The organism is Nonomuraea sp. NPDC001684 (assembly GCF_053596515.1).
Map to the genome: position 1 here is coordinate 13,941 of NZ_JBSFGJ010000048.1, position 22,775 is coordinate 36,715.

Genomic DNA, 22,775 nt, shown 5'->3' on the forward strand with positions numbered 1-22,775 from the left:
TTCGGGCCGGGGGCGGTCAGGCGATGACGATGGCGGCGATGATCAGGGCGACCGCGACCACGAGGACGGCGATCGAGTCGTAGGACCAGGTGACCTTGACCGGTGCCGCCGCGGCCGCCGGGTCCGCGCGGCGGTGGGCGGCCTCGGCGCGGTCGCGGATCTGGTCGCCCACGAAGTCGGCGTGGGTCTTGCCGGTGAACGCCTCGGCGGCGGCCTGCTCGGCCTTGCTGACCGTGGCCTCGACCCGGAACCGGCCGCCGCCCCGCTGGGGCTTGGGCACGCCGCGCCGCTGCGCCTTGGACCGCTCTCTGGCGCTGCTCATGGGCGTCCACAACCGCAGCACCTGCTCGTCGGCGCCCTCGCCGCCGTAACGGACCGCGATGGAGTGGGTGACCGTCACCTCGCCCACGGACGCCCACGGCAGGAACGTCGTGCGCAGCGGGTTGCGGGCCAGCAGCCCCTCCTCGCCGACCACGGTGGCGGGCCGGACCGCGATCGCGTAGACGAGCGCCGTCATCGCCCCGAGCACGGCCAGCGCCACCATGGACGGCTTGCCGTTGTAGTGGGCCGTCAGGTCCCACACGTTGAACGCCACGAAGACCAGCCAGGCGCAGCCCAGCACGAACCCGGTCTTGGACCGGTAGGTGTGTTTCACGGCTGCCACTTGATCTGCGCGAACCCCGGCTTGATCACGCCGTTGATCAACGCCAGCCGCTCGTCGAACGGCAGGAAGGCCGACTTCATCGCGTTGACCGTGAACCACTGCAGGTCGTCCCAGCCGTAGCCGAACGCCTCGACCAGCTTGGCGAACTCAAGGGACACGCTCGTCGAGCTCATCAGCCGGTTGTCGGTGTTGACGGTGACCCGGAAGTGCAGCCTGCGCAGCAGCCCGATGGGGTGCTCGGCGATCGAGTCGGCGGCCCCGGTCTGGAGGTTGGACGTGGGGCACATCTCCAGCGGGATGCGCTTGTCGCGCACGTACGCCGCCAGCCGCCCCAGCTTGGCCGACCCGTCGCCGGCCACGGTGATGTCGTCGATGATCCGGACGCCGTGGCCCAGCCGGTCGGCGCCGCACCACTGGATGGCCTGCCAGATCGACGGCAGCCCGAACGCCTCGCCGGCGTGGATCGTGAAGTGCGCGTTCTCCCGCTGGAGGTATTCGAAGGCGTCGAGGTGCCGGGTGGGCGGGTAGCCGGCCTCGGCCCCGGCGATGTCGAACCCCACGACGCCGACGTCGCGGTAGCGGACGGCCAGCTCGGCGATCTCCATCGAGCGAGCCATGTGGCGCATCGCGGTCAGCAGCGTGCCGACCCGGATGCCGCGCCCCTGCGAGCCCAGCGTGAACCCTTCGAGCACCGCCTCCACCACCTGGTCGAGGCTCAGCCCCATGGTGGTGTGCTGCTCGGGGGCGAAGCGCACCTCGGCGTAGACCACGCCGTCGTCGGCGAGGTCGCGGGCGCACTCGGCGGCCACCCGGACCAGGGATTCGCGGGTCTGCATGACCGCGACCGTGTGGTCGAAGGTCTCCAGGTAGCGCTCCAGCGAGCCGGAGTCGGCGGCCTCCTCGAACCAGAGGCGCAGATTGTCGGGGTCGGTGGAGGGCAGCCGCCCGTAGTCGATCTCCCGTGCGAGCTCGACGATCGTCTCGGCGCGCAGCCCGCCGTCGAGGTGATCGTGCAACAACACCTTGGGAGCCTGCCGGATCTTGTCAAGCGTGGGGCTCATCTGGCCATGATATGAGCACACTCCTCCGCCGCCGCACACGTCGCGCCCGCCTGTGGACAACCCTCCCGGCACACCCGTGAGGCACGTCCGTGCGGCGCGACCGGCCTGCCGGCCTGCCGGTCGGTCGCGGGCGGTCAGTCGCGGCCGGCGCTCTCCGGGGTGAAGGCGGGCAGGCACACGGCGACATACTCGGCGCCGTCGGGGCCCACGCTGTAGCGCACCTTCTCCCCCGGCGACGTCACCACCGACTGGCCCGCGCCGACCTCGACCGTGCCGCCGTCGTGCTCGACGAGCAGGCTGCCGCGCAGGACCACGGTGTACTCGGTGAACGACGGGGTCTGGGCGGGCTCGGCCCAGCCGGGCGGGGCGGTCATGTGAGCGATCGAGACCTGCTCGTCGCCGCTGTTGACGCGCCCCACGTGCTCGTCGATGATCTTGCCGCCGGGGACGGGGATGCGGGTCGGGCCCTCGATCTTTCTCACCACGGGCTTCAGTGTGCCACGTCGAGCACCAGCCGGCTCGGCGCGGACTGCTCCTTCACCCGGAAGCCGGCCCGGCGGGCGAGCGCCAGGCCGACGCCCACGCGTCCCTCGAAGTCGCCGGTCCTGACGACGTGGGAGACGTTCCTGAGGCCGGCCCGGTAGACGGGCCCGCCCTTCCAGGTGGGGTAGCCGTCGTCGTCGTGCGCGTTGGCGGGGAAGAGGGTGAGCTGCAGGTACGCGCCGCCCTGGACGCCCATGGGCTCGCCGGAACCGTCCTGGAGGAATTCGTCCACCCATTTCACCTTGTAGCCGGGGATGTCGCCCTTGAGGTCGATCACCACCCGGTCGTAACCGTCGTGGGTCGCGTACCGGACGCCGGTCACCACGGCCGGGTCGAGGCCGTCGCGCTCGACATCCACCTCGGCGGTGCTGGTGGGGACGTCCGAGGGGGCGCTGCGGGGGGTGGCGGTGCCGGGACCGGTGTCCGCGGGGGTGTCCAGCCGGGCGGTCTGCGAGGAGGTGCCGCACGCGGTCAGGACGGCGAGGCAGGCGAGCGGGACGGCGAGGCGAAGGCGCGACGACCGCTCGCCGGCCGGGGATGACGGGCGCATGCCCGGTAGATGCCCAGCCCACGGGCCTGCAAGCGGCTTGGCGGCGGATCGGCCCGGGGTTTCCCGGGCACTTCCGCGGAGCCGGGACTGCCTCTACGCTGATCAACCTCCAAGGAGTCATACAAGTGAGCAAATCCCACGATTTATCGGCTTTTCTGGCGTCTTATGGGCCCTCTTTCGCTCGCACGGCCTACCTGCTGACGGGCGACGCGGACAAGGCCCGCGAGCTGGCCACCGCGTCCCTCGTCGCGTCCTGCCGCCGGTGGTCCGCGATCCGCTACCACCGCCCGGCCGACGCGGTGCTGCGCGAGCTGTACGGACGGTTCCTGGGCGCGACGGGCGCGCCCTGGCCGGTCCCGGAGGGCCACCTGCTCGCCGGGCTCGCCCCGAGGACTCGCGTGGCCGTCGTCGTCACCTTCCACGACGGGCTGAGCCTGCCGCACGCGGCCCAGGTCACGGGCCTGTGGATCGGCGCGCTGGACGACGAACTGCGACGAGCCCGCACCCAGCTCCGCGCCACCCACCCGACCCTGTTCGAGAACCCCGCAGACCTGACCAAGGCCCCCGCGAACCCGCCCGAGGATCCCGCGAACCCGTCCGCGAACCCGGCGGACCCGGCCGGGGGTCGCCAGGGCGACCGGTCGCGGAACGGCGCGACGTCCGCCTCCCCCTGGACGCTCGCCCCCGCTCCCGAACCTGCCTCCCCCTGGACGCTCGGCCCCGCTCCCGAGCTCGCCGCCCCTGCGGCGGGCCTCCACGACGCCGCGCCCGGGGATCCGGCACTGCGGGCCGCCCTGCTCGGCCTGGCCGCCGGGATGCCGCGCGCCGGCCTCGCCGACCTCGCCGAGACCGTGCTGCGCCGGGTCACGGCGCGGCGCAGGATCCGGGCGTCGGTGTGGACGTTCGCCTCCCTCGGCCTGGTCGCCGCGATGGTCGCGGCGACCGCCGCGGGGCTGTCCGCGCTGGCCGCCCGCATGGACGAGGCGACGGACCGCTCCCCCTTCGCCCCCGGGACGCGGGCCCCCGCCCAGGAGATCCGCGACCCGCTGCCCGCCGCGCTCCCCGACCCGGTCCGCTTCGCCTACCCGGGCTACTGCCGCGACGCCGAGGCCGATGCCCGCGACCCGCAACCCTGTGGCCAGTGGGTGCTCACGACCCGCTCGGGCGAGGAGTGGCGGCTGCCGGACGCGCGGGCCGGCTACGACCCCGCCACCGGCGAGTACATGCCGCTGGCCCTCAGCCAGGACGGCCACCGGCTCCTCTACCAGAACCCGCAGGGCCGTTACCTGGTCCACGACCTGCCCACGGGCGTGGTCAAGCGCATCGACGCCACGGCGGGGGACGGCGAGGCGCACATCAGCTCGTCCCCGGACGGCCGCTACTTCGCGCTGTCCTTCGGCGACGCGGACGACAGCGCGGTGCTCGACTTCAGCACGGGCACGACCCGCACGGTCCGCGGCGCGGACGTCGAGATCCTGGCCGTCCACGACGACGGCACGCGGGTGGTCGCCGAACGCCGGGACACCACCGCCGTCCCCGGCCACGCCTCCGTCAGCACGCTGAGGCTGGACGGCGCGGGCGCCCGTACGAAGGGCTTCCGGATCGACCCCGCCCTCATCGAGCACGGCGCCGCGCTCGCCCCCGACGGCCGCTCCCTGGCCCTGGTGACGGCCGACGACCGGCTGGTCACCATGGACGCCCGCACCGGCCGCGTCACCGGCCCCCGCCCCCGCCTGGACGTCGACGACCTCGAAGTGATCAGGGTGGAGCGCTGGCTGAGCCGCGACAAGGTCCTCGTGCGCCTGTGGGACGAGGAGGACGTCCACCTGGTCCAGGTGGACGTCCGCACCGGTGAGAGCGCCGACCTCGGCGACTCGGCGACGGAGTGGATCGACTACTCCGACCCGCTCGGCGCCCTGGAGAAATGAGGAGGGCCCCGGAGAAAAAGGAAGAGGGCCCCGCCCCCCGGCGGAACCCTCTTCCCGATCACAGGGAGGTCAGACGGCCTCGAAGACCTTCACGTCCTCCGCCTCGACCGCGGCGGCCTTGCGCGAGCGCAGCCCGGTGGCCGAGATCACCAGCCCGACCAGGGCCAGCACCAGCGCGACCACGATCGCCGAGCGCAGCGCGCCGATCGACAGCGTCTCGCCGCCCGAGGTCAGCACGGCGGTCACCACGGCCAGCACGATCGCGCCGCCGACCTGGCCGGAGGTGTTGAGCAGCCCGGAGGCCAGGCCCTGTTCGTCGTCGTCCACACCGTTGGTGGCCTGGATGTTCAGCGAGGGGAAGGACAGAGCGAACGCGATGCCCAGCAGGACCATGCCGGGGAGCACCATGCCGCCCAGGCTCGGCGTCTCGTCGATGCCCAGGAAGATCGCGTAACCGCCGGCCAGGGCCGCGGCGCCGATGACGATCAGCTTGCCGGTGCCGAACCTGTCGGCGAAGTCGCCCATCTTGGTCGAGCTGACCGCGACGAGCAGGCCCGCGGGCAGGAACGCCAGGGCGGTGCCGAGCGCCGACCAGTGGAGCAGGTTCTGGAAGTACTGCATGGCCACGAACTGGAAGGCCACGTACGAGCCCATCAGGATGAGCAGCCCCAGGTTGGCCCGGACGATGTGGCCCGAGCGCAGGATGCCGAGCCGCACCAGCGGGTGCTTCATCCGCAGCTCGGTGAGGACGAACAGGCCGAGCAGCACCGCCACGGCCACCAGCGAGCCGATCGTCTGGAACGAGGCCCAACCGGCCTCGGGAGCCTGCACGACGGTGAAGACCAGCAGCAGCATCGAAGCGGTGATCAGCACGGCGCCGACGAGGTCGTGGCCGCCCTCGGCGCGCTCCTCCCGGCCCTTCGGCAGCACCTTCAACGCGGCGATCAGCGCGATGACCGCGACCGGCACCGGCATGAGGAGCGTCCACCGCCAGCCGATCTCGGTCAGCAGGCCGGAGAGCACGAGGCCGAGCGAGTAGCCGCTCGCGCCGCAGGCGGTGAAGATGCTCAGTGCCTTGTTGCGCTCCGGGCCCTCAGGAAACGTGGTGGTGATGATCGACAAAGCGGCGGGCGCGGTGAACGCGGCGGCCACACCCTTGACGAACCGGGCGGCGATCAGCAGGCCCCCGTCGTCCACGACACCACCCAGCAACGACGCGACGGCGAAGACGCCCAGAGCGACCAGGAACACCCTGCGCCGCCCGAGCAGGTCGGCGGTCCTGCCCCCGAGCAACAGAAGACCGCCATAGCCGAGCACGTAGCCGCTGACCACCCACTGCAGGGAAGACGTGCTGAGACCCAGATCGTGCTGGATGGCCGGCAGGGCGACACCGACCATGGAGACATCAAGGGCGTCAAGGAAGATCACTGCACAGAGCACGGCGAGCGCGCCCCAACGGGATGAGGAAGAGGACATGAGTCAGAACAATACATGCACCAGCATCTAATGCAAGCGCATTTAATGTCGTTGCATGAAACTTCCCGAGATGGTAACCTCCGCGACATGGACGAGGAGTTCGTGGTCGAGACCTGGCATTACGTCCTGGCCAAACACGCGAAGGCCATGTGCGCGCTGGAGCGGGAGCTGGGCGAGCGGCACGGGCTCGGGCCCAGCGAGTTCGAGGTGCTCGACCGGATCGTCCACCACGACAGGAAGCTGCGCATCCAGGAGCTCTGCGAAGAGGTCCACCTGAGCCAGAGCGCCCTGTCCAGGGTCGTGGCCAGGCTGGAGAAGAGCGGGTTCGTCACCCGCGGCACGTGCGACTCCGACCGCCGGGGCGTGTTCGTCTGCATCACCGACGAGGGGCGCGCCCGGTACACCGAGGCGCTGCCCACGCAGCGCGCGGTGCTCGCGGGCGTCTTCACCGACGTGCCCGAAGTCCCCGCCGTCACCACCTGAAGGCGGCGGCCGTCCCCGGGCAGAGGGTCCGGCCGCCGCGCACGCGTGCTTGCGGTGGTCAGCCGATGCGGTCGATGACCAGGGGCAGCAGCTCGCGCCCCGACTCGGCGACCTCGTAGCCGCCGTCCAGCGCGTCCAGCGCCCGCTCGAACCTGGCCGTCTCGTCCGCGTGCAGCGTCAGCAGCGGCTGGCCCTCGCGCACCAGGTCGCCGGGCTTGGCGTGCAGCACGATCCCGGCCCCGAACGACACCGGGTCCTCCTTGCGCGCCCGCCCGGCGCCGAGCCGCCAGGCGGCCAGCCCCACGGCGTACGCGTCGAGGTGGGCCAGCACGCCGGACGACGGCGCCGCCACCGTCATGCTCTCGGCCGCCCGCGGCAGGACCGCGTCGGGGTTGCCGCCCTGGGCGGAGATCATCCGCCGCCACGCGTCCATGGCCGAGCCGTCGCGCAGCGCGTCGGCCGGGTCCTTGCCGGAGACCCCGGCCGCCGCCAGCATCTCGCGCGCCAGCCGTACGGTCAGCTCGACCACGTCGGACGGCCCGCCCCCGGCCAGCACCTCGATCGACTCCTCGACCTCCAGCGCGTTGCCCACCGCCCGGCCGAGCGGCCGGTCCATGGCCGTCAGCAGGGCGACCGTGCGCACGCCCGCGTCGCTCCCGAGCGCGACCATGGTCTCGGCCAGCTCGCGGGCGCTCTCGGTCGTCTTCATGAACGCCCCGGAGCCCACCTTCACGTCGAGCACCAGCGAGCCGGTGCCCTCGGCGATCTTCTTCGACATGATCGACGACGCGATCAGCGGGATCGACTCGACGGTGCCGGTGACGTCGCGCAGCGCGTAGAGCTTCTTGTCGGCCGGGGCCAGCCCGGAGCCCGCCGCGCAGACCACCGCCCCGGCCGTGCGCAGGACGTGCAGCATCTGGTCGTTGGAGAGCGAGGCCAGCCAGCCCGGGATGGACTCCAGCTTGTCCAGGGTGCCGCCGGTGTGCCCGAGCCCGCGCCCGGACAGCTGCGGCACGTACGCCCCGCACGCCGCCACCAGCGGCGCCAGCGGCAGCGTGATCTTGTCGCCGACGCCGCCCGTGGAGTGCTTGTCGGCCGTGGGCCGGTCGAGCATCGACCAGTCCATGCGCTCGCCCGACCGGATCATGGCCTGCGTCCAGTCGGCGATCTCGCGCCGGTTCATGCCGTTGAGCAGGATGGCCATGGCCAGGGCGGACATCTGCTCGTCGGCCACGTCACCGCGGGTGTAGGCGGCGATCACCCAGTCGATCTGGGCGGTGGTGAGCTCGCCGCCGTCGCGCTTGGCGCGGATGACCTCGATGGCGTCCATGGTCACGTACTCCTGCTGAGGTCGTCGGGGCCGAACGCGTACGGCAGGATCTGCGCCATGCGCTTGGGGCCGTCGACGGTCTCGACCAGCAGGTTCTCACCGCCGAACTCGTAGAGCAGCTGACGGCAGCGCCCGCACGGCATGAGCAGCTCGCCGTGGCCGTCCACGCAGGTGAAGGCCACCAGCCGGCCGCCGCCCGACATCTGCAGCGCCGACACCAGGCCGCACTCGGCGCACAGGCCGAGCCCGTACGAGGCGTTCTCGACGTTGCAGCCGGTGACGATCCGGCCGTCGTCGACGACCGCCGCCGCCCCCACCGGGAACTTGGAGTACGGCGCGTAGGCGTTGCGCATGGCCGTGGCGGCCTCGGCGCGCAGGCCGTCCCAATCGATGTTCAATGTTGATCCCCCCGACGGAAGCGTACGCCGTCGGCCTTGGGCATCCGCAGACGCTGCGAGGCGACCAGGAGCACGAGCAGCGTGAGCACGTGTGGCGTGATGAAGACGAACTCGCCCGGCAGCGTCTCCACGGTCCGCCAGAGCCAGAACAGCAGGAGCGCGCCGACCGCCGCGGCGGCGATCACGGTGTAGTCCTTGACGCCCCTGGCCACGATCTCGGCCGGCTGGCTCGGCACGACCAGCCTGCGGATCTGCAGCGCGAGGTAGACCACCAGCAGCAGCGCGCCGAACAGGAAGAACGTGGTGACCGCGTTGGCCTCGCCGGAGCTGCGCAGTTGCAGCCCGCTGGCGTAGCCGAACAGGGACGAGCCGGCCGCGAGCCCGCCGGGCCGCCAGTTGCCGAAGATCATGGCCGCCAGGCCGATGAAGCCGCGTCCCTGCGTCTGGCCCTCGACGTACTTGTTGGAGACGAAGACCAGGAACACGCCGCCGAGCCCGGCGAACGCGCCGGAGACGACGACCGCGAGGTACTTGATCCGGTAGACGTTCACGCCCAGCGACTCGGCCGCCCACGGGTTCTCCCCCGCCGACCGCAGCCGCAGCCCGAACGACGTGCGCCAGAGCACCAGGTACGTCACCGGCAGCAGCAGCACGGCCAGGATGATCAGCGCGTTCACGTCGTGGGTGAGCCCGCGCAGGATGCCGGCCAGGTCGGAGAGCAGGAACCAGTGGGTGCTCTCCAGCTTGCCGAGCAGGTCGGGGCCGTCGGACAGGACGGGCAGGCTCACCTCGGGCGCACCCGAGCTGATCGCCGGCGAGGTGGTGATGCCGGCGCCCTTCGCGCTGGCCGAGGTGCCCTCGCCGTAGAGGACCTCGGACAGGAAGCGGGTGATGCCGGGGCCGAGCAGGTTGATGGCGACGCCGCTGATGATGTGGTCGACGCCGAACGTGACGGTCGCGATCGCGTGGATGAGCCCGCCGAGCGCGCCGCCGAGCAGCCCGGCGACCAGCGCGGCCACGGCGCCCCACTGGTATCCGGCCCAGCCGGCGAACCAGGTGCCGAGCACCATCATGCCTTCGAGGCCGATGTTGACCACGCCGGCCCGCTCGGCCCACAGGCCGCCGAGACCGGCCAGGCCGATCGGCACCGCGAGCAGCAGAGCCGCGTTGAACGTGCCGGAGGAGGTCAGGTCGTCCTGACCGGAGATGACCCGCACCAGCGACAGCAGCAGGATGAGCGCGGCGACGCCGAGCAGCGCCAGATGGTATTTGCCGACCCTGCTCATGCTGCCACCTCAACCGGTCTGTTCGTGTCGAGCTGCCGGGCGGCCCGCTGCTCCTCAAGCCGCATGGCGATGCGGTTGGTCACCTCGTTCGCGATGACCACCAGCAGGACGATGACGCCCTGGATGATCGTGATGACCGACGACGGCACGTCCGCGATCTGCAGCGCGCCCTGCGCCCGGTCGAGGAAGGCGAACAGCAGCGCGGCGATCGCGATGCCGACGGGCTTGTTCCTGCCCAGCAGCGCCACCGCGATGCCGAGGAAGCCGAGGCCGGCGGTGAAGTTGGAGTTGAAGGCGCCCTTGTCGCCGAGGATCTCGGGCAGGCCGATGAGCCCCGCGATCGCGCCGGACAGCACCATGGCCGCGATGACCATCTTCTTCGGGTTGACGCCCGAGGCGAAGGCGGCCGGGCCGTTGAGCCCGCTGGCCTTGACGTTGAAGCCGAAGCGGGTGCGCTCCAGCACGACCCAGACCACCAGGCCGAGCACGACGGCCACGAGCAGGAAGCCCCACACGCCGCCGCCGCGGGTGGGCGCCAGCAGCCCGAACCAGTCGAAGACGAAGTTCAGGTTGGGGAACATGGCCGACTCGGGCAGCTGCGGCGTGGTCGTGGTGAGCTGGCCGGCCGCCCGCTGGCCCGCGAACGGGCCGCGGACCAGGTAGGAGGCCAGGGCGATGGCGATGTAGTTGAGCATGATCGTGGAGATCACCTCGTTCACGCCGCGGGTCACCTTCATCACCGCGGGGATCAGCGCGTACGCGCCGCCCACGACGGCCGCGACCACGATGATCACGAGGATCTGGATCGGCTTCGGCGCGGTGAACGTCGAGCCGACGTAGGCCGCGCAGATGGCCGCGATGCGGTACTGGCCCTCGACGCCGATGTTGAACAGGTTCATGCGGAAGCCGACGGCCACCGCCAGACCCGCGATGAACAGCGGCACCGCCCGGTTGAGGAACGCCGCGATGCCGTTGGACACCGAGCGCGCGGTCTCGCCGAAGTCGAAGAAGGCGGCGAACGCGTCGATCGGGCTGGCGCCCGCCGCGATGATCGCCACGCTGGAGATCGCGATCGCCAGGATGATGGCGACGACGGCGCCTGCGACGGTGAGCAGCGCCCGGTTGAGCCCGGCGGGCATCACGTCTCCTCAGTGCCGGCGATGGCGCCGGTCATGTAACCGCCAAGCCGCTCGGGCGTGACGTCGGAAGGATCGAGTTCGGCCACGAGCCGGCCGCGCAGGATGACCCTGATCGTGTCGGACAGGCCGATCAGCTCGTCGAGGTCGGCCGAGATCAGCAGCACGGCCAGGCCGGCGGCCCGCGCGTTGCGCAGGTGGTCCCAGATGGCGGCCTGGGCGCCGACGTCCACGCCGCGGGTGGGGTGGGCGGCGATGAGGAACGAGGGCTCGCCGCTCATCTCGCGTCCGACGATCAGCTTCTGCTGGTTGCCGCCGGACAGGGCCAGGGCCAGGGTCTCCACGCTGGGGGTGCGCACGTCGTACTCCTTGACGATGCGCTCGGTGTCGGCCTTGGAGGCACGGCGGTCGACCCAGATGCCGCTGCGCGCCGGGGGCCTGGTCTGGTGGCCGAGCACCCGGTTCTCCCACAGGGACGCCTCCAGCAGCAGGCCCTGCCGGTGGCGGTCCTCGGGGATGTAGCCGATGCCGGCCTCCCTGCGCTTCAGCGTGGACCAGGCGCTGATGTCCACGCCGCCGAGGGTGATCGTGCCGTGGGCGGGACGCATGCCCATGATCGCCTCGATCAGCTCGGACTGCCCGTTGCCCTCGACGCCGGCGATGCCCAGGATCTGGCCCGCGTGGATGTCGAAGGAGACGTCGTCGAGGATCAGGCGCTTGCCCTCTTCGCGCAGCTTGTCGACGTACAGGTCGACGGAGGCGCCCCTGGGGACGGGACGGAAGCCGTCGGCCTCCATCGTCAGCCGCGACACGCTCAGCGTGACGCTCTCGCGCACGGTGGACTCGCGGGTCTCCGGCGTGGGCAGCTCGCTGCCGACCATCAGCTCGGCGAGCCGGCGGGCGGTCACCTCGGCGGGGTTGACGCTGGCGACGGTGGTGCCGCGGCGGATCACGGTGATCGCGTCGGCGATGTTCAGCACCTCGTCGAGCTTGTGCGAGATGAAGATGACGGTCAGGCCCTCGGCCTTGAGCTCGCGCAGGTTCTGGAACAGCTCCTCGACCTCCTGCGGCACGAGGACCGCCGTCGGCTCGTCGAGGATGAGGATGCGGGCGCCGCGGTAGAGGACCTTGAGGATCTCCACCCGCTGGCGGTCGCCGACGCCGAGGTCCTCCACCAGCGCGTCGGGGTCGACGCGCAGGCCGTGGCTGCTGGCCAGCTCGGCGATGCGGGCCCGCGCCCTGCCGGTGTCGAGCACGCCGGCCCTGGTGGGCTCGGCGCCGAGGACGATGTTCTCCAGCACGGTGAAGTTGTCGGCCAGCATGAAGTGCTGGTGGACCATGCCGATGCCGACGTCGATGGCGTCGCTGGGGGTGCGGAAGCTGACCTCCCGGCCGTCGACCCTGATCGTGCCCTCGTCCGGCTTCTGCATGCCGTAGAGGATCTTCATCAGGGTCGACTTGCCCGCGCCGTTCTCCCCGACGATCGCGTGGACCGTGCCGGGTTCGACGGTGATGCGGATGTCGTGGTTGGCGACGACGCCGGGGAAACGCTTGGTGATGCCCTCCAGCTCTACGGCGGGTTGCACCGCGGCGAGGGTGTCCGAGCTCATTTCGCCTCTCCTAGAGCATGGGGGGCGGACGGGGCGGATAGCCAGAAGGCCCGAAGTGGGGACTCCGGGCCCTCGGTCGTCCGTTCCTACCCAGATTACGGCTTGGACGGAACCGTGATTTTGCCGTCGACGATGTCCTTCTTGGCAGCGTCGAGCTTGTCCTTGATGTCGTCGATCTCGCCACCGGTGGTGGACAGGCCCACACCGTCGACCTTGAGGTCGTAGACGGTGTTGCTGCCGCCCTTGGTGCCGCCCTGGACAGCCTTGACGAACTCGAACACGCCGACGTCCACGCGCTTGATCATCGACGTCATGATGACCGACTGCAGGTCGGCCTCCTTGACCGTCTGACGCTGGTCGGAGTCGACGCCGATGGCCTTCTTCTTGGCCGCGGCCGCCGCCTGGAACACGCCGAGGCCGGAGTCGCCGGCGGCGTGGTAGACGATGTCCGCGCCGTCCTGGTACATCTTCTCGGCCGCGACCTTGCCCTTGTCGGGGGCCTTGAAGCCGGAGAAGTCACCGTCGGGGGTGAGGTACTTGATGTCGATCTTGATGTCCGACTTGACGGACTTGGCGCCCATCACGAAGCCCGCCTGGAACTTCTTGATCAGGTCGTTCTCGACGCCGCCCACGAAGCCGACGTGGCCGGCCTCCGACTTGGTCGCCGCGGCGACGCCCGCCAGGTAGGAGCCCTGCTCCTCGGCGAACAGCAGGCCGGTCACGTTCGGGCCGTTGGAGGCCGAGTCGACGACGGCGAACTGCACGTCGGGGTACTCGGCGGCGGTCTTCTTGATGTCGTCGCCGTAGGCGAAGCCGACACCGATGATGGGGTTGTAGCCCGCGTCCGCGAGCTGGCGCAGCAGGTCGCCGCGGTTGGAGCCGTCAGCGGCGGGGCTGAGCTCCTTGATGTCGGCGTTCAGCTCCGTCTTGGCCTTCTCCAGGCCGGCGTAGGCGGCGTCGTTGAACGACTTGTCGCCACGGCCGCCGACGTCGAACGCCAGGCCGACCTTCAGGCCGCCCTTGGGGGCCTCGCTGCTGGCGCCGGAGCTCGGCTGCGTGCTCGCCGAGGTGCCTCCGCCCTCGCCGCCACAGGCCGCGACTGCCATGAGCATGACGCCGGCTACCGAGCCGACGGCAATCCTGCTGAATCGCTTGCCGAGCAAGGCGACTCCCTTCCATTTCCTCGCCGTCGAACTTCATCGCAGGCGCGAAGAAACGTACGGCACCTGCACGGAAGATAGTTGCTTGACCAGGGCAGACCAAACCGGCACACAGGGTCGCAACCGCTCCGTTATCGACATCAAGCGCGTCCGTGACCTGAATCTGGGTTCAGGCACTTGGGACGGCTCCCGCAAAGTTTTGCCCAAGTTTGGTATGGGAGGGGCCCTTGCCGAGCGGTCGATCATGGCAGAGATTCCGATCAACGGTGGAAATTTCGTATCGGAGCCCCGTATGCAGCCTTGGAAGACACTGGCCGTACCGCTGGTCGCGATCCTCGCCGTGACCTTGGGCGGGCCCGCCCCGGCGACGGCCGCCACCCCCACCCTCAAGATCGAGAACAACGCCACCCAGCCCGTCTTCTCCCGCGCCGACGCCGTCAAGCAGACGGTCTTCGTCGAGGTGGCCGGGACCGACAGCGACGACGACGGGCAGCCCGACCGCGTCGCCATGGACATCCTGCGCCCCAAGGAGACCGACCAGGGCCTCAAGGTCCCGGTGATCATGGAGGCCAGCCCCTACTACGCCCCCGGCAACGACGTGCCCAACCACCCGGTGGACGTCGACGCGAACGGCAACCCGCTGCCCACCCTGAAGTCCCTGTCGAACAAGCTCGCCGGCGAGCCCTTCGACGGCTACTACGACAACTACTTCGTGCCCCGCGGCTACGCCATCGCCCTGGTCGAGAACGTCGGCAGCGCCCGGGCCACCGGCTGCCCGTCCACCGGCGACCGGAACGAGACCGCCGGCCCGAAGGCCGCCATCGACTGGCTGAACGGCCGCGCCCGCGGCTTCGACGCCGACGGCAACGAGGTCAGCGCCACCTGGTCCACCGGCAAGGTCGGCATGATCGGCGTCTCCTACAACGGCACCCTGCCCAACGCCGTCGCCTCGACCGGCGTCGAGGGCCTGAAGACCATCGTGCCGATCGCCGCCATCTCCAGCTGGTACGACTACTACCGGGCCAACGGCGGCGTCCTGGCCCCCGGCGGCTACCAGGGCGAGGACCTGGACGTCCTGGCCAAGTTCGTGCTGACCAGGGACCGGGGCTTCGAGGTCTGCGGCGCCAAGATGGACGCGCTGACCGCGAGCCAGGACCGGATCACCGGCGACTACGGCCCCCTCTGGGACGCCCGCAACTACCTCAACGACGTGGACAAGGTGAAGGCCAGCGTCTTCCTCGTGCACGGGCTCAACGACTGGAACGTCAAGACCAAGCAGTTCGCCCAATGGTGGTACGCCCTGGCCGAGCGGCACGTGCCGCGCAAGATCTGGCTGCACCAGGGCACCCACATGAACCCCTTCAACCTGCGCACCGTCGAGTGGCTGCGCCAGTTGCACGGCTGGTTCGACTACTGGCTGCAGGGCATCGACTCGGGCATCATGCGCGAGCCGCAGGCCGACGTGGAGATCGGCGTCGGCGAGTGGCAGCAGCACGCCTCCTGGCCGCTGCCCGGGGCCACCACGGTCGCGCTGCACCCGGCCGCCGGCGAACGGCTCGGCCTGCTGCCCCGGCCGCTGTCGCCCGCGGAGTCCTTCGTGGACCAGAGCGCGCGGTCGGCCGAGCAACTGGTGGAGGCGGCCGGGCCGGACCCGAACCGGCTGGCGTACCGGACCGGCGAGCTGCCCGCCGACGTGCGCATCTCCGGCACGCCGACGGTCTCGGTGCGGGCCTCGTTCAAGGACGGCGCCTCGCCGTACCTGACGGCGTTGCTGGTGGACTACGGCACCGACGTGCGCCCGGACGGCACCCTGCTGTCGACCGGCCAGACCTACTGCTACGGCGAGGGCGTCCCGGGTGACACGGGCTGCACGACGCTCAGGCGGCTCGGCACGGCGACGACCGCGTACAAGATCGTCTCCAGAGGGTGGCTCGACGTGCGCAACCGCCACCGCGCCGACCGCACGCAGCCGCTGCGCCCCGGCAAGGAGTACACCTTCACCTGGGACTTCCAGCCCAAGGACTACCTGTTCAAGAAGGGCCACCGGCTGGGCCTGGTGATCATCTCGACCGACCGCGACTACACCCTGCGTTATCCGGCGGGCACCCGGGTCACCGTGTCGCCGGGGCACTCGTCCCTGCGGCTGCCGGTGGTGTTCGGCAGGCTCGGCTGACATGCCGACGGCCCGCCGCGCGACGCGGCGGGCCGTCGGAGCGGCGCTCAGGCCATGGCGTTGCTGATGGAGTCGATCGGGCCGACGTCCCACAGCGCGGTCAGCGCGGTGGCGGCCATCACCCGCACGCCCATCGCGATCGCCTTCTCGTCGACGTCGAAGGTGCCCTGGTGGATGTCGTACGTGACGCCGTCGGGCGAGCGCGTGCCGAGCCGGGCGAAGGCCCCGGGGATCGACTCCAGGTACCAGGCGAAGTCCTCGCCGCCGAGCGACTGCTGGGTGGGCACCACCGCGCCCGCGCCGAGGGCCCGCTCGGCCGCCTCGGCCAGCATCTCGACGCTGACCTCGTCGTTGACGACCGGCGGCACGCCGCGCGTGTAGTCCATGACGGCCTCGACGCCGTACGCGCCGGCGACGGACTCCAGCAGGGCCTTGATCAGGTCGGGGGCGGCGTGCCAGGCGTTCTCGTCGAGGCAGCGGATCGTGCCCTCGGCGATGCCGTCGTCGGGGATGGCGTTGGCCGCCGAGCCCGCCTCGACCCGGCCCCAGACGAGGCTGAGCGAGGAGCGCGGGTCGATCCGGCGGGAGAGCGCGGCGGGCAGCTCGGTGAGGATCTTGGCCAGGGCGAAGACCAGGTCGGCCGTCAGATGGGGACGGGCGGTGTGGCCGCCGGGGCCGGAGACCCTGACCACGATCTTGTCGCAGGCCGAGGTGATCGGGCCGCTCCGGAGGCCGAGCTGGCCGACGTCGACGCGCGGGTCGCAGTGGAGGCCGAAGATGCGGTCGACGCCGCTGATGCCGCCGTGGGCCATGACCTCAAGGGCGCCGCCGGGCAGCTCCTCGGCGGGCTGGAAGATCAGCCGGACCCGGCCGGGCAGCAGCCCGGCGGCGGCCTGCTGGGCCAGGAAGAGCGAGGTGCCGAGCAGAACGGTGGTGTGCACGTCGTGCCCGCAGGCGTGGCACGCGCCGGGGACGGTGGAGCGGTAGGGCACGTCCTTCTCGTCCTGGAGCGGCAGCGCGTCGATGTCGGCCCGCAGCGCGATGGTCGGCCCGTCGCCGCTGCCCACGTCGCAGATCAGACCGGTGCCGCGCGGCAGCACCGACGGCGTCAGCCCCGCGGCGGTCAGCCGGTCGGCGATGCGCTGGGTCGTGCGGTATTCGGCGAAGGCGAGCTCAGGATGCATGTGAAGGTCGCGACGGAACGCCACCAGCTCCTGCTCGATCTCCGCCAGGAACGCGTCCAGCTCTCCCCGCAGCTCACGTCCCCGCATATGTCACCATCCATCCCGTCGAGGCCGCGCGTCCCACGCACGGACGTCGGCTCATAACGCTCTCGAAAAAGTCCATCCTGCGGCAGCCACCTGGTTGAGGCGGCCGTTCGGCGAATCAAAAGCCACACCCGTAGGTTTCGGTGCGAGATCGTCAGCACGGGCTTCGCGTTCATCGGTCGCAGCAGCCCGGGTGCACAGCGGTAAGCCGTGAGCCCGGTGGCGATGCTTCTGACTTTATCGCTCCCGTGCGCCTTCGCGCCGACAGATACACCAAAAGTTGGCCGACGGCATGCCCGTAACCGCAGGTGGTCACGTTCCGCACATGCCTACCTGATCCGGAAAATAGTCACAAGGGATCATTAGATGGTGACCCGATGTCGCCACTTCCAAACGTGCTCACCGATTTCGAATCCTGTCACCTTCTGTCATGGTCATGACACTTTGGCGCTTGCTGCATTTGTGAAGAATGCGTGTTTCACTCGCTATATGATCACTAATATCCCGTTCGGGGAGAAGTATGCCGGGTTGAGCATCTTCGAGCCGAGCGAGGGGACCCTGGTGGTCGTACCCTCGCTCTCCCTGCCGCAGGACGAGCTGCGCCGCATCACGGCAGCCCGGTCGTACGAGGAGCGCCTGCTCTTCCTCCTCCTGACGCTCCGGGAACCCGGGGTCAAGGTGATCTACCTCTCCTCCGCGCCGATCGATCCCGACATCATCGACTACTACCTCGGCTTCCTCCCCGACCCGGACGACGCCGCCAAGCGCCTGGAGCTCATCAGTCTCGACGAGCCCTGGTCGCAACCCCTCACCCGGACGCTGCTGCGCCGACCCGACGTCCTCGACCGGTTACGGTCGGCGATCGACGCCGACACCTGGCTGGTGCCGTTCGTCCTCAGCGAGACCGAGGAGGAGCTGGCCGCGTCACTCAACGTCCCCATCTACGGCCCCGCCACCGCGCTGGCCTACTACGGCTCCAAGAGCGGCGCCCGTGAGGTCGGGCACGAGGCCGGCGTGCCCATGGCGCGCGGTTTCGGCGACGTGCACAGCATCATCGCGATCGACGAGGCCATCGACTCGCTCCCCGGCGAACGGGTGATCGTCAAGCTCAACGACGGCTACTCGGGCCTCGGCAACGCCATCGTCGACAAGGCCGACCGCTCGCTGACCCGATTTTCGGCGGCCGGGGAGACCTGGACGAGCTTCACGACGAAGATCAGGGAACGCGGCGCGGTGGTGGAGGAGTTCATCGAACATCGCCCGCTCTACTACCCGAGCGCCCTGGCCCGAATCACGCCCGGCGGGCACGCGGCCGTGCTGGCCACGCACGACCAGGTGCTCGGCGGCCCCAACAACGACGTCTACCAGGGCTGCACGTTCCCCGCCGCCCCCGAGTACCGGCACGAGGTGGGCGAGTCGGCCGAGCGCATCGCCGCCATCCTGGCCGAGCGGGGCGTGGTGGGCCTGTTCGGCATGGACTTCTTCGCCCTCAAGGCCGACGCCGGGTACGCCGCGCTGCTGTGCGAGATCAACCTGCGGATCGGCGGCACGACGCACCCGTACGGCGCGGTGGTGCTGACGACCGGGGCCAGGTACGACCCGGCCACCGGCCTCCTGATGGCCGGGGACCAGCCGAAGTACTACACCGCGACCGACAACTGCTCCTCCTCCTGCCTGCGCGGCCGCACGCCGGGCGAGGTCATGCGCACCGCCCGGCGGCTCGGGATCGGCTTCGACGCCGACCGGCGCACGGGCAACGTCTTCCACCTGCTCGGCGCCATCCCCGAGTACGGCAAGCTGGGCTTCACCTCCATCGGCGACTCGCGCGAGGAGGCCGACGAGCTGCACGCGCTCACCCGCCGCCTTCTCTGCGACGCCTGATCCCCGCCTCCCGCAGTCCGCGCCACCCGATCACGGCCAGCACCGCACCGAGGATCACGTTGACCCCGATCAGGATCCCGTGCACGACGTAGAAGCCGGTGGGATGTCCGTCGGCCAAGTTAAACCCGAGGTTGATCCACTCGACGATCATGAACACGCCGAGGATGACGAGGAAACCGGCGATCTTTGGTGACATGGTCATCTCTCCAGTATCGAAGGCGGATCATCCGGGGAATGTGTCGCCACATGGGCATTCACACGGAGCTACGCTGAGACCGCCATGTGGACGAAATTTGTGCCGGTTACGGCACTTCTCGCCGCGGTCACGCTCACGAGCGGGACCGCATCCGCCGCCCCGGCGACACCCGTCGGCGGTGACGCGCTGGGAAGCCGTGGGCTGGTGCAACCCAAGGGTGTCAAGGCGCCCCCCGAGAGCAAGGCTACTTCCTACGTCATCGCGGACGTGGAGACGGGTCAGGTGCTCGCCGCGAAGGACGCGCACGGCCGCTACCTGCCGGCGAGCACGCTCAAGACGCTCACGGCGCTGACGCTGCTGCCGAAGCTCGACAAGAACCGCAGGGTCCGGCCCAGCCAGAACGCCTGCAACCAGGAGGGCACGGCGGTCGGGCTGACGCCCAAGATGACGTACAAGGTCGACGACCTGTTCCGGGCGCTGATGATGTCCTCCGGCAACGACGCGGCCATGGCCCTGGCCGAGACGAACGGCGGCGTGGCCCAGACCATGCGGGACATGAACGCCGAGGCCAGGCGGCTGCAGGCGTTCGACACGGTGGCCAAGACCCCGAGCGGCCTGGACAAACCCGGACAGAGCAGCTCGGCGTACGACTTGGCGCTCATCGCCCGCGCCGGCCTCGCAAACCCCGATTTTCGGCGATATATCAGTACAAAGGTTGCCAAGTTTCCGGCGCCCAAGGACTACTACGAGATCAGCAACCACAACAAGCTGCTCTGGCGCTACCAGGGCATGATCGGCGTCAAGAACGGCTGGACGTCCAAGGCGCAGGGCAGCTTCGTCGGCGCGGCCACCCGCGGCGGCCACACGATCCTCGTCACGATCATGCGGCACGAGGGCTACTTCTGGGACGAGGTGGCCAAGCTGCTCGACTGGGGCTTCACGGTCAGGGGGAAGGCGACCCCCGTCGGGCGGCTCGTCGAACCGGTGCCCGAGCAGGTGCGGGCCGCGCCGCAGGCGTCGGCGCCCATGTCGCGGGTGACGCCGGCCGCCCAGCCGCCGCTGCTGGACACGGCGGCCTCCAAGCAGACCGACTCCACCCGGACGGTCGGCTCGGCCGTCATCGGCGGCGGCCTGCTGTTCGGGCTGGTCTGGCTCGGCTTCGGCATCCGCCGCAAGCGCAACAGGTCCCGCCTCTGACGCCAGAGGGCGCGTCAGGGCCGGGTCAGGGCTCCGAGGTCGGGTGCGGGGTCGTGCCCCTGCACTCGGGGCCGGCCGCCTGGCGCGGATCGGCCGCCGGCACCTCCAGCGGATCGCCGATCGACGGGATCGGCGACGGGGACGGCGGCGGGCACAACCCCGTGGTGGACGTCCACGCGGCGGCCAGCAGCACGAGCCTGGCCGAGAAGTTCATCCACACCAGCAACCCCACGATGGCGGCGAACGCGCCGTAGACGGGGTTGCTGAGCGTGGTGCTGAGCAGCAGGCTCGCCACCTGCTTGAGCAGCCCGAACCCGATCGCGCCGAGCAGCGCGCCCCTGACGATGACCTTGAACGGCTCGGCCGGCTTGGCGACCCAGCCGAGCAGGATCACGAACAGCACCCAGTCGGCCACGACGCTCGCCACCACCACGAAGATGCGGAACGCCTCGGTGCTGAGCGGCGAGTTGTCGCCGAAGACGTGGTCGAGCACCTTGTCCGTGACCGTGGTCGCGGCCCCGGACACCAGCGTGGACACGACCAGCGTCGCCCCGAGCAGGATGACCGAGATCAGGTCGCGCAGCTTGCCCAGGAAGTAGTTCGGGGGCGGCACGGTGGTCATCGACATCTCGCGCAGCGCCGCGCGCAGCGCGTCCATCGCGCCGAGCCCGGCGTACAGGAGGCCGAGGAGGCCGATGATGCCCGCCGTCGTCCTGGCGCCGGCGATCTGCTCCAGGTTGAGGTCGGTCGCCATGCCGGGGAGCCGTTCGTTGATGGCGGTCTCCAGCGCCTCCCTGGTGGCGCTGCTGGCGTCGAGGGTGTAGCCGAGCACCGCGTACCCGAGCGCGAGCAGCGGGAAGAAGGACAGGAACGAGAAGTAGGTGACCGAGCCGGCCAGCCGGTCGCCTCCCTGGAGCTGGTAGCGGCGCACGGCCCTGACCAGGTGGTCGATCCACAGCCTGCGGACCCGCCAGTGGTCGAGCGTCGTCCGGCCCCGGGCGCGCAGCGACGCGATCCGCTCGTTCAGACTCGCCATCACGCCCTCACCCCCGCCCGCCGGAGGCGAACGATCACCTCGTCACGGCGTCGGCCGATTCTGTCAGTGACGCGAGGACCGCCGCCAGATCCTGGTGGAGCATCTGCCCATCTCGCTTGACGACACGCCCGCCGACCAGCACGGTTTCCACGACACCGGGGTCGGCGTTGAGCACGACGGCGCCGATCGGGTCGTGCGCCGCCGCCATGCCGAGGGTGTCCGTGCGCAGCAGTTGCAGGTCGGCCTGCTTGCCCGGCCGCAGCGAGCCGACGACGTCGCCCAGGCCCACCACCTCGGCGCCCTCGACGGTTGCCATGCGCAGCACGTCGCGGGTGGTGAAGCCCATGCCGCCGCCGTCCGGCCGGCCGCGCTCCAGCAGGTACGCCGCCCGCATCAGGCTGAACATGTCGCCCGGCGCGCAGCTCACCGTGTCGATGCCGAGGCCGGTCGGGGCGCCCGCCGCCCTGGCCCGCCCGCTGACCGGGTAGCCGAGGCCGAGCGTCATCTCGTCCACCGGCGAGACCGACACGTTGCCGCCACTGGCCGCGACGCGCTTGAGGTCGTCGTCGGTGTAGCTGTTGGCGTGCACGTACGTGGTCCGCGGCCCGAGCAGGCCGTTCGCCTCCAGGAACGCCAGGCCGCGGGCGGCGCTGTCCGGGCCGCCCACGCCCATGTGCACGGTGACCGGCAGGTCGAGCTCGCGGGCCAGCCGCCATTCGGCCAGCGCGTGCTCCTCCGCCACGATCTCCGGCCCGAGCGCCGCGACGACCATGGTGACCAGGCCGCCGCCCGTGCCGAAGTGCTCCTCGTGCACCCGCAGCCCCTCGCGGACGAGCCCGCCCGGCTCACCCCCGTGGCACCAGCCGAGCACGGCCCTGATCCCCGACTCGCGCAGCGCCCGCACGGTGGCCTCGGTGTGGGCGGGCGAGAGCTGGATGTGGGACCAGTCGAGCAGCGTGGTGATGCCGGTGTCGAGGCATTCCAGCGCGCCGGCGAGGTTGCCCGCGTAGACGTCGGCCGGGCGGTGGGCGGGGGCCAGCTCGCCGAGCACGCGGCTCAGGTAGCCGTCGAAGGCGACGTCGGGGGCGACCGCCCTGATGCCGGCCTGCCAGGTGTGCCGGTGGGTGTCGACGAACCCGGGCAGCACGATCCGCCCGGTCGCGTCGATCACCTCGGCGCCGGGGACGTCGGGCAGGCCGGGGCCCACCTCGGCGAGCACGCCGTCCTCGACGCGCACGTCGACCTGGCCGAGCACCACGGGCTCGGGCTCGGTGTCGATCACGGTGCCGTTCTTGATCAGCAGAGTCTTTGTCATGGCGAAAAGCTTCTCATTAAGCTTTTAAGAAAGCAACCTGGCGATGGGTATCCTCGTTGGCGTGAAACCGGATGAGATCGACGC

At 70.7% G+C, this 22,775-nt stretch carries 20 protein-coding genes; 5 read left to right on the forward strand and 15 right to left on the reverse strand.

The genetic code is table 11. The features are described from left to right. Window positions 1-16: 16 nt before the first annotated feature. The 4 genes from ACWCSD_RS12690 to ACWCSD_RS12705 all read right to left on the reverse strand — a co-directional run bounded on the left by ACWCSD_RS12690 (window position 17) and on the right by ACWCSD_RS12705 (window position 2,818). Window positions 17-655 (reverse strand): PH domain-containing protein, encoded by a 639-nt coding sequence (locus ACWCSD_RS12690; protein ID WP_387669070.1) that lies wholly within the window; start codon window positions 653-655, stop codon window positions 17-19. Further along, complete coding sequence (locus tag ACWCSD_RS12695; RefSeq protein WP_364338267.1) at window positions 652-1,725, reverse strand: adenosine deaminase; 1,074 nt, start codon at window positions 1,723-1,725, stop codon at window positions 652-654. Before ACWCSD_RS12695 ends, ACWCSD_RS12690 begins: the two co-directional genes overlap by 4 nt. A 134-nt stretch (window positions 1,726-1,859) precedes the next feature. Further along, window positions 1,860-2,210 (reverse strand): cupin domain-containing protein, encoded by a 351-nt coding sequence (locus ACWCSD_RS12700; protein ID WP_352324870.1) that lies wholly within the window; start codon window positions 2,208-2,210, stop codon window positions 1,860-1,862. 5 nt (window positions 2,211-2,215) lie between these two features. Further along, window positions 2,216-2,818 (reverse strand): AMIN-like domain-containing (lipo)protein, encoded by a 603-nt coding sequence (locus ACWCSD_RS12705; protein ID WP_364338266.1) that lies wholly within the window; start codon window positions 2,816-2,818, stop codon window positions 2,216-2,218. A gap of 125 nt (window positions 2,819-2,943) precedes the next feature. Between ACWCSD_RS12705 and ACWCSD_RS12710 the strand changes: the two genes are divergently transcribed. After that, window positions 2,944-4,746: a hypothetical protein gene (locus tag ACWCSD_RS12710; RefSeq protein WP_449914531.1), complete on the forward strand. Its 1,803-nt coding sequence runs from the start codon at window positions 2,944-2,946 to the stop codon at window positions 4,744-4,746. A gap of 69 nt (window positions 4,747-4,815) precedes the next feature. Here the strand turns inward: ACWCSD_RS12710 and ACWCSD_RS12715 are convergent, their stop codons facing one another. After that, window positions 4,816-6,222: an MFS transporter gene (locus tag ACWCSD_RS12715; protein ID WP_387669075.1), complete on the reverse strand. Its 1,407-nt coding sequence runs from the start codon at window positions 6,220-6,222 to the stop codon at window positions 4,816-4,818. 87 nt (window positions 6,223-6,309) lie between these two features. Here ACWCSD_RS12715 and ACWCSD_RS12720 point away from each other — a divergent pair, with 87 nt between their 5' ends. After that, entirely contained in the window at window positions 6,310-6,705 is a 396-nt protein-coding gene (locus tag ACWCSD_RS12720; protein WP_358282389.1) for a MarR family winged helix-turn-helix transcriptional regulator, read from the forward strand. Window positions 6,706-6,763: 58 nt separating this feature from the next. Here the strand turns inward: ACWCSD_RS12720 and ACWCSD_RS12725 are convergent, their stop codons facing one another. The 6 genes from ACWCSD_RS12725 to ACWCSD_RS12750 all read right to left on the reverse strand — a co-directional run bounded on the left by ACWCSD_RS12725 (window position 6,764) and on the right by ACWCSD_RS12750 (window position 13,628). Next, window positions 6,764-8,035 (reverse strand): thymidine phosphorylase, encoded by a 1,272-nt coding sequence (locus ACWCSD_RS12725; RefSeq protein ID WP_364338263.1) that lies wholly within the window; start codon window positions 8,033-8,035, stop codon window positions 6,764-6,766. Window positions 8,036-8,037: 2 nt separating this feature from the next. Continuing rightward, window positions 8,038-8,433 (reverse strand): cytidine deaminase, encoded by a 396-nt coding sequence (locus tag ACWCSD_RS12730; protein ID WP_387669077.1) that lies wholly within the window; start codon window positions 8,431-8,433, stop codon window positions 8,038-8,040. Beyond that, window positions 8,430-9,719 carry an ABC transporter permease gene (locus ACWCSD_RS12735; protein WP_449914537.1) on the reverse strand — a complete coding sequence of 430 codons (1,290 nt, stop codon included), beginning with the start codon at window positions 9,717-9,719 and terminating at the stop codon, window positions 8,430-8,432. The genes ACWCSD_RS12730 and ACWCSD_RS12735 overlap by 4 nt, the downstream gene beginning before the upstream one ends. Then, the gene (locus ACWCSD_RS12740) at window positions 9,716-10,858 is read right to left on the reverse strand and encodes an ABC transporter permease (RefSeq protein ID WP_352362017.1); all 1,143 of its coding nucleotides are present in this window, start codon (window positions 10,856-10,858) and stop codon (window positions 9,716-9,718) included. The genes ACWCSD_RS12735 and ACWCSD_RS12740 overlap by 4 nt, the downstream gene beginning before the upstream one ends. Beyond that, window positions 10,858-12,465, reverse strand: a complete 1,608-nt coding sequence (locus tag ACWCSD_RS12745; protein ID WP_397165259.1) for an ABC transporter ATP-binding protein — start codon at window positions 12,463-12,465, stop codon at window positions 10,858-10,860. Before ACWCSD_RS12745 ends, ACWCSD_RS12740 begins: the two co-directional genes overlap by 1 nt. A 95-nt stretch (window positions 12,466-12,560) precedes the next feature. Continuing rightward, on the reverse strand, window positions 12,561-13,628 hold the full coding sequence (locus tag ACWCSD_RS12750; protein ID WP_397165258.1) for a BMP family protein: 1,068 nt from the start codon (window positions 13,626-13,628) through the stop codon (window positions 12,561-12,563). Between the two features lie 289 nt (window positions 13,629-13,917). Between ACWCSD_RS12750 and ACWCSD_RS12755 the strand changes: the two genes are divergently transcribed. Continuing rightward, window positions 13,918-15,798 carry a Xaa-Pro dipeptidyl-peptidase gene (locus ACWCSD_RS12755; protein WP_449914541.1) on the forward strand — a complete coding sequence of 627 codons (1,881 nt, stop codon included), beginning with the start codon at window positions 13,918-13,920 and terminating at the stop codon, window positions 15,796-15,798. Window positions 15,799-15,845: 47 nt separating this feature from the next. Here ACWCSD_RS12755 and ACWCSD_RS12760 read toward each other — a convergent pair whose 3' ends face one another. Beyond that, window positions 15,846-17,069: a M20 family metallopeptidase gene (locus tag ACWCSD_RS12760; RefSeq protein WP_364389280.1), complete on the reverse strand. Its 1,224-nt coding sequence runs from the start codon at window positions 17,067-17,069 to the stop codon at window positions 15,846-15,848. 486 nt (window positions 17,070-17,555) lie between these two features. On the opposite strand from ACWCSD_RS12760, the gene ACWCSD_RS12765 reads away from it, so the two are divergent. Further along, a complete protein-coding gene (locus ACWCSD_RS12765) occupies window positions 17,556-18,947 on the forward strand; it encodes a peptide ligase PGM1-related protein (RefSeq protein WP_364338258.1) in 1,392 nt (463 codons plus the stop codon). Here the strand turns inward: ACWCSD_RS12765 and ACWCSD_RS12770 are convergent. Continuing rightward, window positions 18,919-19,149, reverse strand: coding sequence for an SCO4848 family membrane protein (locus ACWCSD_RS12770; RefSeq protein WP_352326812.1), 231 nt, complete (start codon window positions 19,147-19,149; stop codon window positions 18,919-18,921). The genes ACWCSD_RS12765 and ACWCSD_RS12770 overlap by 29 nt on opposite strands. A gap of 198 nt (window positions 19,150-19,347) precedes the next feature. Between ACWCSD_RS12770 and ACWCSD_RS12775 the strand changes: the two genes are divergently transcribed. Beyond that, window positions 19,348-20,340 carry a D-alanyl-D-alanine carboxypeptidase family protein gene (locus ACWCSD_RS12775; protein WP_397165254.1) on the forward strand — a complete coding sequence of 331 codons (993 nt, stop codon included), beginning with the start codon at window positions 19,348-19,350 and terminating at the stop codon, window positions 20,338-20,340. Between the two features lie 25 nt (window positions 20,341-20,365). Here the strand turns inward: ACWCSD_RS12775 and ACWCSD_RS12780 are convergent, their stop codons facing one another. Together ACWCSD_RS12780 and ACWCSD_RS12785 are read right to left on the reverse strand one after the other, a co-directional pair. Beyond that, complete coding sequence (locus ACWCSD_RS12780) at window positions 20,366-21,376, reverse strand: YihY/virulence factor BrkB family protein (protein ID WP_449914547.1); 1,011 nt, start codon at window positions 21,374-21,376, stop codon at window positions 20,366-20,368. A 34-nt stretch (window positions 21,377-21,410) separates the two neighbouring features. Beyond that, the gene (locus tag ACWCSD_RS12785) at window positions 21,411-22,691 is read right to left on the reverse strand and encodes an amidohydrolase family protein (RefSeq protein ID WP_449914550.1); all 1,281 of its coding nucleotides are present in this window, start codon (window positions 22,689-22,691) and stop codon (window positions 21,411-21,413) included. Between the last annotated feature and the right edge of the window lie 84 nt (window positions 22,692-22,775).